This is a genomic window from Arthrobacter sp. NamB2 (assembly GCF_005281365.1).
In the GTDB taxonomy this organism is placed as follows: domain Bacteria; phylum Actinomycetota; class Actinomycetes; order Actinomycetales; family Micrococcaceae; genus Arthrobacter_D.
In genome coordinates, this window is the sequence record NZ_SZWI01000007.1 from 72,592 (window position 1) to 84,990 (window position 12,399).

General features: G+C 67.0%; 10 protein-coding genes. All 10 read left to right on the forward strand.

Translation table 11 applies throughout. The annotated features are described in order from the left end of the window. Nucleotides 1-750 (forward strand): proteasome subunit alpha, encoded by a 750-nt coding sequence (gene prcA, locus FDK12_RS12660; protein ID WP_104118732.1) that lies wholly within the window; start codon nucleotides 1-3, stop codon nucleotides 748-750. Continuing rightward, nucleotides 750-2,111: a Pup--protein ligase gene (gene pafA / locus FDK12_RS12665; protein WP_137369899.1), complete on the forward strand. Its 1,362-nt coding sequence runs from the start codon at nucleotides 750-752 to the stop codon at nucleotides 2,109-2,111. The genes prcA and pafA overlap by 1 nt, the downstream gene beginning before the upstream one ends. A gap of 144 nt (nucleotides 2,112-2,255) precedes the next feature. Continuing rightward, the gene (locus tag FDK12_RS12670; RefSeq protein ID WP_137369900.1) at nucleotides 2,256-3,182 is read left to right on the forward strand and encodes an FKBP-type peptidyl-prolyl cis-trans isomerase; all 927 of its coding nucleotides are present in this window, start codon (nucleotides 2,256-2,258) and stop codon (nucleotides 3,180-3,182) included. Nucleotides 3,183-3,258: 76 nt separating this feature from the next. Then, nucleotides 3,259-3,654: an FKBP-type peptidyl-prolyl cis-trans isomerase gene (locus FDK12_RS12675; RefSeq protein WP_137369901.1), complete on the forward strand. Its 396-nt coding sequence runs from the start codon at nucleotides 3,259-3,261 to the stop codon at nucleotides 3,652-3,654. Between the two features lie 118 nt (nucleotides 3,655-3,772). After that, nucleotides 3,773-5,761, forward strand: coding sequence for a helix-turn-helix transcriptional regulator (locus FDK12_RS12680; protein WP_137369902.1), 1,989 nt, complete (start codon nucleotides 3,773-3,775; stop codon nucleotides 5,759-5,761). Nucleotides 5,762-5,770: 9 nt separating this feature from the next. Beyond that, complete coding sequence (locus FDK12_RS12685) at nucleotides 5,771-6,121, forward strand: DUF948 domain-containing protein (RefSeq protein WP_137369903.1); 351 nt, start codon at nucleotides 5,771-5,773, stop codon at nucleotides 6,119-6,121. Between the two features lie 36 nt (nucleotides 6,122-6,157). Next, nucleotides 6,158-6,532, forward strand: a complete 375-nt coding sequence (gene tatA / locus FDK12_RS12690; protein ID WP_137369904.1) for a Sec-independent protein translocase subunit TatA — start codon at nucleotides 6,158-6,160, stop codon at nucleotides 6,530-6,532. 69 nt (nucleotides 6,533-6,601) lie between these two features. After that, a complete protein-coding gene (tatC, locus tag FDK12_RS12695) occupies nucleotides 6,602-7,387 on the forward strand; it encodes a twin-arginine translocase subunit TatC (RefSeq protein WP_137370008.1) in 786 nt (261 codons plus the stop codon). 101 nt (nucleotides 7,388-7,488) lie between these two features. Then, a complete protein-coding gene (locus tag FDK12_RS12700) occupies nucleotides 7,489-10,311 on the forward strand; it encodes a DEAD/DEAH box helicase (protein WP_137369905.1) in 2,823 nt (940 codons plus the stop codon). Nucleotides 10,312-10,357: 46 nt separating this feature from the next. Continuing rightward, nucleotides 10,358-11,998, forward strand: a complete 1,641-nt coding sequence (locus FDK12_RS12705; RefSeq protein WP_137369906.1) for an amidohydrolase — start codon at nucleotides 10,358-10,360, stop codon at nucleotides 11,996-11,998. The last annotated feature ends 401 nt before the right edge of the window (nucleotides 11,999-12,399 follow it).

A 12,399-nucleotide genomic window follows, 5' to 3' on the forward strand; every position in this document is an offset into this window, starting at 1 on the left:
ATGACGCAGCAGTTCTACGTATCGCCAGAACAGCTCATGAAGGACCGCGCCGATTTCGCGCGGAAGGGTATCGGCCGGGGCAGGTCCGTCGTGGTGATGAGCTGCCGGGACGGCATCGCCCTCGTCGCGGAGAATCCTTCTCCGTCGCTGCACAAGCTCGGCGAGATCTATGATCGCATCGCCTTCGCCGCGGTGGGCAAGTACAACGAGTTCGAAAGCCTTCGGCAGGCGGGCGTGCGCTACGCGGATGTGCGCGGCTACTCCTACGCGCGGGAGGACGTGACAGCCCGCGGCCTGGCGAGCGTCTACGCGCAGAGCCTCGGCGCGGTCTTCACCGCCGAGAGCAAGCCCTTCGAGGTGGAACTCGTCGTGGCCGAGGTGGGCCGCTCCCAGGACACGGACCACCTGTACCGGCTCACGTTCGACGGTTCCATCGCGGACGAATCCGGCTTCGTGGTGATGGGAGGCGCGGCGGACGCCGTCGTCGATGCCCTCACAGGAAGCTGGTCGGCGGACCTGAGCCTCCCGGAAGCCGTCCGGGCTGCCGCCGGCGCTCTGCGGAACGATGGTGCGCCCGCCCATGCGCCGGCCGACGGTGGCAGTGCTGGAACGCCCGTGCTCGATCCTTCCCTCCTGGAGGTCGCGTTCCTGGAGCGTGATCCGGACACCCTGCGCGGGAGTCGTCGCGCATTCCGCCGTATCGGGGGCCCCGAGCTGGAGGTCCTGCTGCACCACGAACAGGACACCTGATGGACCGGCGCATCTTCGGAGTCGAGACCGAATTCGGTATCTCCTACTCGGGGCCCAACTCACGGCCCCTCTCACCCGAGGAAGTCGCCAGGTACCTCTTCCGCAAGGTGGTCAGCTGGGGGAGGTCGTCCAACGTCTTCCTCACCAACGGATCACGCCTGTACCTCGATGTCGGATCCCATCCCGAGTACGCGACGGCGGAGTGCGACGACCTGGCTCAGCTCATCGCCCACGACCGCGCGGGCGAGCTCATCCTGGAGGACCTCGTGGCGGAGGCGCAGCGCAAGCTCGGCCAGGAGGGCTACGACGGCAGGATCTACCTGTTCAAGAACAACACCGACTCGGCCGGCAACTCGTACGGCAGCCACGAGAACTACCTGATCCCGCGGAAACTCGAATTCGCACGGCTGGCGGACATTCTCATCCCGTTCCTGGTGACCCGGCAGCTGCTCGTCGGTGCAGGGAAAGTCCTCACGACGCAGACAGGCTCGATCTACGCCTTCTCTCAGCGCGCCGACCACCTGTGGGAGGGCATCTCCTCGGCCACCACCCGATCGCGTCCCATCATCAACACGCGTGACGAGCCGCACGCCGATGCCGAGCACTACCGCCGCCTCCACGTCATCGCGGGCGACTCCAACATGTCCGAGACCACCACGCTGCTGAAGGTGGGTTCCGTGGACCTGCTGCTGCGCATGGTCGAAGCAGGGGAGATGATGCGGGACTTCCGCCTCGAGAACCCGATCCGGAGCATCCGCGAGATCTCGCACGACCTCACCGGACGGCAACTGCTCAAGCTCGCCAACGGCCGCTCGATGACGGCCCTGGAGATGCAGCGGGAGTACCTGACCCGCGTGACCGCGTTCGTCGACCAGCACGGCGCCCACAACGACCATGTGCCGGCAGTCCTCGACCTGTGGGAGCGGGTCCTCCATGCCGTCGAGACCGGCGACGCCGGGGGCATCGACACGGAGGTGGACTGGGCGATCAAGAAAAAGTTGATCGACAGGTACCTGGCTCGGTCGGGCGAGGATCTCAGCTCGGCCAAGGCAGCGCAGCTGGACCTGACCTACCACGACATCTCACGCTCCCGAGGATTGTTCTTCCTGTTGCAGGCCCGAGGGGAGGCTGCCCGCGTCGTCGACGAGACCGCGGTCAAGGAGGCCGTGGACGTTCCGCCGCAGACGACGCGCGCACGTCTGCGAGGTGAATTCGTCCGCCGGGCGAAGGAAGCGAACCGCGACTACACCGTCGACTGGGTGCACCTGAAGCTCAACGACCGCGCACAGCAGACCATCCTGTGCAAGGATCCGTTCACCTCCGTGGACGAGCGTGTGGAGGCACTGCTGCAGCAGCTGTAAGCAGATGCGTCACACGCGGACGAGCCCATGCGCGCGCCTGTCAGCACATCACGAGGAGAAACCGGACGCCGTGAGCCGTTAGGCTTGTCAGGGCCCTTTGTTCTGCGGCCAGCCTGAACTGGACACCAATCTGAAAGTAGTTCTGTGCGAAAAGTACTAGCAATCCTCCTCCCGCTGCTGCTGTTGCTGACGGCATGCGGCGGAACGTCGACGGGGAAGTCGGCCGGCGCCGCCGAGGTCCTCGACACCGTCACGGTGAGCGGAGGATCCGACGAGGAAGCGCCGACCGTCGAATTCGAGTCCCCCATCGATACCAGCGCCGCTGCCGCAAGGACCGTCGCCGAGGGCGAAGGTGACGAGATCGAAGAGGGTCAGCAGATCAAGGTGCAGCTCGTCGCACTGAACGCGGAGGACGGCGAAGTCCTAGGGGAGACCTACAGCCAGGGAGCCCCCCAGGTCCTGCCCCTGGACGACACCTTCAAGGGTCAGTTCCCCGAGCTGTACGAGGTCCTGATCGGCACGAAGGTCGGAGCACAGGTGGCATTCGCCACGCCCGCTCCCGAAGCGGCGGAGGGAGCACCCGAGAACCCGAAGCAGGTGCTCGTCCTGAAGGTCATCTCGGCCGAGCAGCCGCCGCCCGAGCCCGAGGTCCTCTCACCCGAGGACGTGAAGAAGCTCGACGACGAGGGCAAGCTGCCCTCGTTCACCTTCGCGGACGACGGTTCGCCCGAGGTGACCATCCCCGAGAACGATCCCTCCGACGACCTCGTCGTCAACGTCATTGAGGAGGGTGACGGTGAGGTCGTCGCCGAAACCGACAGCATCACTGCGAACTACACCGGCTGGACCTACAGCGACGGCGAGAAGTTCGATTCGAGCTTCGATCGAGGTGAGCCCGCGACGTTCCCGCTGAGCGGAGTGATCGCCGGCTGGACCAAGGGCCTCGCCGGCCAGAAGGTCGGTTCGAAGGTCATGCTGGTGATCCCTGAGGCGTGGGCCTACCCGGGTGGAGAACCCGCCGGCACCCTCGTCTTCTACGTAGAGATCGTCAGCAAGAAAGCCGCCGAGTAGCCGCTCGACCCACTCCACGGGCCTTCCCGGCACCATCCCCGCGGACACCCCGCAGGGTCTCCCACGAAAGGAAACCATGTCCTTCGGACAGCGCAACTTCGACCGGCAAAAGCCGGAGATCGACTTTCCCGCCCACGACGTACCCACCGACCTCGTCATCGAGGACATCATCGAGGGCACCGGCGACGAAGCGAAGCCGGGTAACACCGTGTCCACGCACTACGTCGGCGTCGCTTTCTCGACAGGTGAGGAGTTCGACGCCTCGTGGAACCGCGGTGCCCCGCTCGACTTCACAGTGGGCATCGGGCAGGTCATCCAGGGCTGGGACCAGGGACTCCTCGGCATGAAGGTGGGCGGACGCCGTCGCCTCGAGATCCCGTCCCATCTCGCCTACGGGGCCAGTGGGGCCGGCTCGGCCATCGGACCGAACGAGGCGCTGATCTTCGTGGTGGACCTGCTCGCCGTCCGCTAGTTCGCCGCCCGAGCGAGGTGACTCACTCAGTCCGGCACGCCAGTCCCAGGAGGGACGCAGGTCGACCACGGTCGACCTGCGTCCCTCCTGCCGGTTCCGCGAAGGTAGGGTTTCTCCCGTGTCCGCAAAACGAACTGAACGACTCCTCACCCTTGTGATCATGCTGCTCTCGAGCCGCCGGGGGTACACGAAGGAGGAATTGTTCGACGAGATCGATCTGTACCGGGAAGCCACGTCCGTCGCAGCGCGCGAGAAGCTGTTCGATCGGGACAAGGCCGCCCTTCGTGAACAGGGGATACCCCTGGAATCCTTCAGCGAGGACACTCTCTTCGACAACGACAACACGGTGCAGCGCTACCGCATCAATGCGGAGGACTACCGCCTGGGCGGCGTGACCTTCCAGCCCGAGGAGTACGCCGTCCTCAACCTGGCGGCGGGGGTGTGGGACCAGGGCTCGCTCGACTCTGCTGCCTCCCGGGCCCTGAGGAAGCTCAGCTCTCGCAGCACCGACGGCGGCATCGAGCTGACGCCACTGATCCAGCCCCGTATCACGACCGACGCACCCTACTGGGATGTCGTCTGGCATGCCCTCACGTCACACGCGCCCATCCGCTTCCCGTACCGGGCGGCCAGCACCGGACGTGAAGAGGTGCGCACCGTCCATCCCTGGGGAATGGGAGCACGTTTCGGGCACTGGTACGTCGTCGGCTTCGACACCACGCGCAAGGCGGAGAGGTTCTTCCGGCTGTCGCGCATGACGGGCGAGCCCGTCCTCCTCAAGGGAACGTTCGACGTCCCCGCATCCTTCGACATGAACCAGACCCTGTCCTCGCTCGCGCGCCGCGAACCGGACAGGACGGCAGTCGTCGCAGCCCGCCCCGGCTCCTGTCAGGTCCTGCGCGTCCGCAAGGGCACAGAGGTGCTGCAGACGGGAGAGGAATGGGACATCCTCCGCGTGCCCTACGCAGCGTCCAGCCCGATGGCGGCGACGATCGCCGGGCTGGGAACGAATGCCCGGGTGGAGGAGCCCCAGGATCTGGCGGCGGAGGTCCAACGGCTGCTACAGGGAGCGTACGACGCCGCAGTGGTGGCACCGCAGGGAATAGAGATCACCGAGGGCACCCGACCCGCGCCGCGGCGGAAGTCCTCCTCGCAGGACCACCTGTTGCGCCTCCTCGATCTCGTGCCCTACCTCCTGGCGCACCCTGGCGCAGAGCTGGGGGAGACCGCCCGCAGGTTCGAGGTGACCGAGAGCCAGCTCAGCAAGGACCTCGACCTGCTGTTCGTCAGCGGTCCCCGCCACTATCCCGATGCCCTGATGGATGTGAACATCGAGGACGGCCGCATCTACCTGGGCAATGCGCGTGATCTCGCCGAACCCGTGAAACTGAGCATGGACGAGGCCTGCTCCCTCATCGTGGGCCTGCAGGCCCTCCGGGAGCTTCCCGGCATGAGGAACAACGAGGCGATCGTGAGTGCGCAGACCAAGCTGACCGCTGCCGCGGGCGACGCCGCCCGCATCGGCACCTCGGTGGCCACCAAGCTCACGGAGGACGACATCGACCCGACGCTCGAGGTGCTGCAGTCCGCCCTGCAGTCTCACGTGAGGGTCGAGATCGACTACTTCGTGCCGACGCGGGACGAGATAACGCACCGGGTGCTGGAGCCGATCCGGATCTTCCTGCACCAGGACACCTGGTACCTCGAGGCGTGGAGCGTGGACTCCGACGGATTACGGAACTTCCGCCTCGACCGTATCCAGACGGCGACGCTCACCGATCAGCCGGCCAGCGCGACGGTCGACGAGCGGTCCCCCTCCCGGGGCCGCGAGGCGGCGCTGCCCTACCGGTCGGGAGAAGCGGACCAGGCAGTGACGCTGCTCCTCGAGCCGCGCGCCCGGTGGATCGCCGCCCAGTACAACGCCGACGCCGTCCAGGAACTCGGCGACGACCGCCTCGCAGCTCGGCTGAAGGTGGCGTCGAGCTCCTGGATCCCGGGATTGGTGGCGGGGCTCGGAGGTTCCGCAGTCGTCATAGCGCCCGAACAACTGCGCGAGGAGACCCTCCGCTGGCTCCAGGCCGCCCGGTCGCATCAGTCACTGGCCTAGACTGGGCGCATGCTCTGGTGGATGTGGATCGTTCTGTGGGTCGCGCTGATCGCGGTCAGCCTGATCTTCCTCGTCGTCGTCGGGTTCCGCGTCTTCCGGCGCGGAATGCGAACTATCGGTGAATTCGGGGAAGCACTGGACCGACTCGAGGTGAACGTCCGGCCCGACGACGGCGCCGGCGCACATCCAGCCGGAGTGCCCGGAATCCCCGTTCCTGCCGTCTTCTCCGCGCCAGGGGACGTGCGGGCGGCGCGGGAGCTGGCAAGGATCCGTCGTGCCGACGACAGGCGGAGCAGGCGGATCGCGAAGCGTGCCGGCCGCGGGCAACCGCAACTCCTGCAGGACATGCCCCACCTGTGACCTAAACTGGAGGGGGATCAACGAGAGGAATTGGGCATGAGGCTCGAAGGCTGGCACATCGTCATCATCATCGTTCTTGCGATCGTTCTGTTCGGTGCGCCGAAACTGCCCGGTCTGGCCCGCAGCGTCGGCCAGTCGCTCCGGATCTTCAAGTCCGAGGTGAAGCAGATGAAGGACGAGAACAACACGTCCGACGCCGGAACGGACCCGGTCGAGGGCCGAGTCGTCAACAATCCGGCTCCGCAGACGTACGCTCCCACCTACCAGGCTCCCGCGCAGACCACCGGGCCCGGGCAGCAGCCTGCCCAGGGACAGCCGCATCAGCACTTCGATCCCAACGGTGCGCGGATCGACGGTGCTGGCCAGGCGGGACCGCCACAGCAGAGCGGTACCCCCTCCACCAACCAGTAGGCCAGGTAGACACAGGTGTCACCCGAGAAGGTCCGCAGGCGCGGCAGGAAGGCCAACCCCGAGGGACACATGGCCCTCAAGGAGCACCTGCGCGAGGCACGGAACCGTCTGTTCAAGTCCGCCATAGCGGTCATCCTCGCCACCGTTGCCGGCTTCTTCGTGTACGAGCCGGTCCTGCGGGCGCTGGCCGCTCCGATCATCGCGATCAACGAGCAGGACGGCCGGACCGCGTCACTGAACTTCGACAGTGCAGCCTCCCCGTTCGATCTGCTCATCCAGGTGTCGGTGTTCCTGGGTCTGGTCATCTCGAGTCCGGTCTGGCTCTACCAGTTGTGGGCCTTCATAACCCCTGGCCTGAAAACCAAGGAGCGACGCATCGCGCTGGCGTTCATCGCGGTGGCGTTTCCGTTGTTCCTGGCCGGCATCGCCCTCGCGTGGCTGATCCTGCCCAACGCGGTGCGAGTCCTGACGGAATTCACGCCCGAGGACTTCTCCAACTACATCAGCGTCTCCGTGTACTTCACGTTCGTTCTCCGGCTCATGCTGGCGTTCGGGATCGCGTTCCTGCTGCCGGTGGTCCTGGTGGGCCTGAACATGGTGGGACTGGTCTCGGGCCGGCAGATCCTCAAGGCCTGGCGGATCACGGTGTTCCTCGTCTGCCTGTTCGCGGCGATGGCGGCACCGGGCGGCGACGCCCTCAGCATGTTCTATCTCGCGGTGCCCCTCCTGCTGCTGTTCTTCCTCGCGATCGGGCTGTGCCTGCTCAACGACAAACGAAGGGCCCGCCGCAACGCAGCTCGCGAAGCCGCTGTCGAAGCCTCCGCGGACACCGCGTCTCCCCTCGACGCCCTCTGAAACGAGGCACGGAGCCACGCGTGACCGCAAGCACGATGCGGCCCGAACGCTCTGCGCGTACACGCCGTGCCCAGCTGCGGGTGAGCGTCTAGGGTGGAATGATGAGCACCCCCGCGGAGAGATACGCAGCTGCAAAGGCCCGCACGGAGCACTCCAGGACACAGCTGTTCCATTTCGAGCAGACCCTGGAGTTCGACCTCGATCCCTTCCAGCGGGAGGCGTGCACGGCGCTCGAGGCCGGTAGGGGGGTACTGGTCGCTGCGCCGACCGGCGCAGGCAAGACGGTGGTCGGGGAATTCGCGGTCTTCATGGCCCTGCAGCACGGGCTGAAGGCGTTCTACACCACGCCGATCAAGGCGCTCAGCAACCAGAAGTACTCGGAACTCGCCTCCGTGCACGGCAACGACCGCGTGGGACTGCTGACCGGTGACACGAGTATCAACCCGGACGCCGACGTCATCGTGATGACCACCGAGGTACTGCGCAACATGCTGTACGCGAACTCGGACGCCCTCGACAACCTCGGTTACGTGGTGATGGACGAGGTGCACTACCTGGCGGACCGTTTCCGCGGCGCGGTGTGGGAGGAGGTGATCATCCACCTGCCGACCGAGGTCAAGGTGGTATCCCTCAGTGCAACCGTCTCCAATGCCGAGGAGTTCGGTGCGTGGCTGGACACCGTGCGCGGCGACACGGACGTCGTCGTCTCCGAACACCGCCCCGTTCCGCTCTGGCAGCACGTCATGGTCGGCCAGAACCTCATCGACCTGTTTGCCGGCGATGTCGCCTTCGACGAAGCAGCGCCCGCGGGGGCGGAAGCCGGCGCCCGCGACCAGTACGACGTCAACCCGGAGCTGCTCGAGCTCGCCAGCAACGAGATACGCCTGAACCAGCGTGCCGGCTGGGGCACCGCCGGACGCCGCGGGAAGCCGCGCAACGGTCGCGGCGGTCCGCCCCAGACGACGGCGGTGCGGCGCGCGACCCGGCCACAGGTGATCAGCGCGCTCGACCGGTCGGACCTGCTGCCGGCCATCACTTTCATCTTCTCGCGTGCGGGATGCGAGGCGGCCGTGACGCAGTGCCTCAACGCAGGTCTGTGGCTCACCACCGAGGACGAACGGGACGAGATCAGCGAGACGATCGACGCCGCCACGATGGACATCCCTCGGGACGACCTCGAGATCCTCGGGTTCTGGACCTGGCGGGAGGGCCTCATCCGCGGGTTCACCGCTCACCATGCCGGTATGCTGCCGACCTTCAAGGAGATCGTCGAGCGCCTGTTCGCCGGCGGCCTGGTCAAGGCGGTCTTCGCGACCGAGACACTCGCGCTCGGCGTCAACATGCCCGCGCGCACGGTCGTGCTGGAGAAGCTCGACAAGTTCAACGGTGAAGCGCACGTGAACGTCACCGCGGGGGAGTACACGCAGCTGACCGGCCGAGCAGGTCGGCGCGGCATCGACGTCGAGGGCCACGCCGTCGTCCTCTGGCAGCCCGGAACCGATCCCGGCGCGGTCGCCGGCCTGGCGTCTCGCCGGACCTACCCGCTGAATTCCAGCTTCCGCCCCACGTACAACATGAGTATCAACCTCATGGCACAGTTCGGGCAGGAGCGGTCGCGGGAGATCCTCGAGACGTCCTTCGCGCAGTTCCAGGCCGACCGCTCCGTCGTCGGCTTGGCGAAGCAGGTTCGCAGCCGCGAGGAATCGCTCAAGGGCTACGAGAAGTCCATGACGTGCCATCTCGGCGACTTCCGCGAGTACGCGAACCTGCGCCGGGAGCTCTCCGACCTCGAGTCGAGGGCGACCCGGGACAGGTCACGGACGCTGCGGTCGGCGGCCGAGTCCTCCCTGGAGTCCCTGCGGCCCGGCGACGTCATCGATGTGCCGGGCGGCCGGAGTCAGGGGTACGCCGTCGTGCTGGACAGCGATACGTCGCGTGAGCCCCGCCCTACCGTCCTCACACTGGAGACCCAGATCCGCCGTGTCGGTGTGCAGGACCTCGACGGTCCGGTCGAGGTCCTCTCCCGCATCAGGATTCCGAAGCATTTCAGTGCCCGTAGCCCCAAGGACCGCCGTGACCTCACGTCGTCGCTACGCAACGCGCTGGACGAGCAGCGACCGCCGCGTCGTGGCGCCGATCGAGTAGCCGCCGGCTATTCCGCGTCGGCAGCAGCGGAGGAACGCGCCATCACCGAGCTCCGACGCCGCCTGAGGGCACACCCGTGCCACGGCTGCAGCGAGCGCGAGCAGCACGCCCGGTGGGCGGAGCGCTGGTGGAAACTGCGCAGGGAGACCGACAAGCTCGCAGGCCAGATCCGCGGACGGACCAATACCATCGCCAAGACGTTCGATCGCGTCTCCGAGGTCCTCGGCCACTACGGCTACCTGGAGTACACCGACGACGGCGTATTCGTCAGCGCATCCGGTCAGAAGCTCCGGCGGATCTATGGGGAGAAGGATCTCCTCATAGCGCTGTGCATCGAGGAAGGTGCGTTCAGCGACCTCGACGCGGCGGAACTCGCGGCGCTGACCACTGTCCTGGTATACCAAGCCAAACGCGAGGAGCGCGGCGTGCGGCCGGTGATGCCGAGCGTTTCACTGGAGGGTTCCGTCGAGACGATCATCCGGCAGTGGTCGCAGCTCAACGACGTCGAGGAGCAGCACCGACTCCCCGTCACGGGTGAGCCGGAGCTCTCGCTCGTCTGGCCCATGTTCAAGTGGGCTCAGGGCCGGTCGCTGCAGGCGGCACTGAGCGGGACCGAACTGGCAGCCGGAGATTTCGTGCGGTGGTCCAAGCAGGTGATCGACCTGCTGGACCAGCTCGCCAAGGTGCCCGACCTGCCCGAGGGTCTGCACCAGACGTGTGTGCGCGCCATCAAGCTGGTTCGACGTGGCGTGGTGGCATACTCGAACATCAGTGAGTAAAGCCCGTTCCGGGCCCGCCGATGACAGAAAGCCGCCGAGCATCCCCATGCCCACCCCTGAAGACCCGACGACCGTCCTGTACCGCAACGGGTCCGTCTACAGCCCCGCCGATCCCTTCGCGACTGCAATGCTCATCGACCGAGGTGTGGTGGCATGGGTGGGGTCGGAGCATGCGGCGGCGAACCTCACCGGCCCCGGCGTGCGGACGGTCGACCTCGATGGGGCGCTGATCACTCCGGGGTTCGTCGACGCCCACGCGCATACCACCGAGACGGGCATCGCCCTCGGGTCGATCGACCTGACTGCCTGCCGGTCGCTCGGGGAGCTGCTACAGGCGGTAGGGGACGCAGCGGCGTCGGGGGCCTCCACGATCCTCGGCTTCGGCTGGGACGAGTCCCAGTGGCCGGAGAAGCGCGTGCCGACTGCCGCCGAGCTCGACCGTGCCGGGGACGGCGCGCTCGTCTACCTTGTTCGCGCCGACATCCACTCGGCTGTCGTGTCCGGTTCGCTGGCAGCGGGGCTGGGTCTGTCCGGCGTGGACGGGTGGTCGGACGGCTTCGTGGTCCGAGCAGCCCACGAAGCCGCGCGAAGGGCCACGCGGAGCCTGACGCCGGACCAGCGCCGCAGTTACCAGCACGCGGCGCTCCTTCATGCCGCGTCCCGGGGGTACGTCGCCGTCACGGAGATGGCCGCACCGCATATCGCGCCGCGTGAGGACCTCGAGGCACTGCTCTCCATCGACGGCTCTGCCGGGGATGTTCCCCTTCCCGAGGTCATTCCCTACTGGGCGCAGCTGACCCGGACGCGTGAGGACGTCCGCGGCTTGATGCAGGGCTTCGGAGGTCGACTGGCCGGCCTCGCCGGTGACCTCAACGTCGACGGTTCCATCGGATCGCGGACGGCGGCCCTCCGTGCGCCCTACAGCGACGATCCCGGTTCCACGGGCACGCTCTACCTGAGCGAGGACGACGTCGCCGCGCACCTGCTTGCAACCACGGCGGAGACTGTCCAGGCGGGTTTCCACGTCATCGGGGACGCGGGTCTCGACGTCGTGCTGCGGGGGCTCGAAGCGACGGCCGCCGAGCTCGGGATCGAAGAAGTCCGCAGGGCTCGACACCGTCTGGAGCACGTCGAGCTCGCCGACGACGCGGCGATCGGTGCCCTGGTGCACTATGGCGTCGCAGTCAGCGGCCAGCCCGTGTTCGATGCCCTCTGGGGTCATGACGGCGGCTTGTACGACCAGCGGCTGGGGGAGCGGCGCTCGCGCATGAATCGGTTCGCGTCGCTTCTGTCCGCAGGTGTCCTCGTGGCGCTCGGTTCGGACAGCCCGGTCACCCCGCTCGATCCCTGGGCCTCGGTCCGCGCCTGCCTGCAGCACAGCAACCCCGCCGAGAACATCTCGGCGCGTGCGGCCTTCATCGCACATACGCGGGCAAGCTGGAGACTCTCCGGTCGCAGCCCGATGATGGGTCAGCTGGCACCGGGGGCGCCCGCGTCCTTCGCCGTCTGGAAGGTCGACGAGCTCATGGTGCAGACGCCGGACAACCGCGTCCAGTCCTGGAGCACCGACCCACGTGCGGGCACGCCGCTGCTCCCCGCCCTCGATACCGAGAACGCCCCGCTGTGTCTCGAGACGGTTCACGACGGGCATCGTCTGTATGTCGCCGAGGGCTTCCTGGCCGCCTAGTCCGACGTCGTTTCCGCGGGTTTTCCAGGACGCCCGCCACACCGTCCTGACCTGCGAAAAGAGGCGTTTGCGCAGGTCACAGCGCTGTTGACACCTCCTCCACAGCACGTAAGCTTTTGCCCTACGGGTTAGAGGATCTCCTGCGGGAGGAAACCTGGCCGGTCTCCGAGAGCGCAACGCATCGGCCTTCGTCAATGGCGCGCGTTGCCCGCCTGAACGGAACCGGTACTCAAAAGGGCAGGTCTGCGCGTCAGTAGAAAACGGTGTCGTGAAACCCGGCACCGGTACGAAGACGAGTGGACCTGCCCGAGTGCCGACCGGCGCCCGACACGACCCGGCCCGCGACACAGGACCGTCAGGGATGGCCTGCGGCCGTCGCCTATACTTGCACACTGGCTCCG

Coding starts and splice junctions, on each gene's coding strand:
- prcA (WP_104118732.1), top strand. CDS start 1: ATGACGCAGCAGTTCTACGTATCGCCAGAACAGCTCATGAAGGACCGC.
- pafA (WP_137369899.1), top strand. CDS start 750: ATGGACCGGCGCATCTTCGGAGTCGAGACCGAATTCGGTATCTCCTAC.
- FDK12_RS12675 (WP_137369901.1), top strand. CDS start 3,259: ATGTCCTTCGGACAGCGCAACTTCGACCGGCAAAAGCCGGAGATCGAC.
- FDK12_RS12685 (WP_137369903.1), top strand. CDS start 5,771: ATGCTCTGGTGGATGTGGATCGTTCTGTGGGTCGCGCTGATCGCGGTC.
- tatA (WP_137369904.1), top strand. CDS start 6,158: ATGAGGCTCGAAGGCTGGCACATCGTCATCATCATCGTTCTTGCGATC.
- tatC (WP_137370008.1), top strand. CDS start 6,602: ATGGCCCTCAAGGAGCACCTGCGCGAGGCACGGAACCGTCTGTTCAAG.
- FDK12_RS12700 (WP_137369905.1), top strand. CDS start 7,489: ATGAGCACCCCCGCGGAGAGATACGCAGCTGCAAAGGCCCGCACGGAG.
- FDK12_RS12705 (WP_137369906.1), top strand. CDS start 10,358: ATGCCCACCCCTGAAGACCCGACGACCGTCCTGTACCGCAACGGGTCC.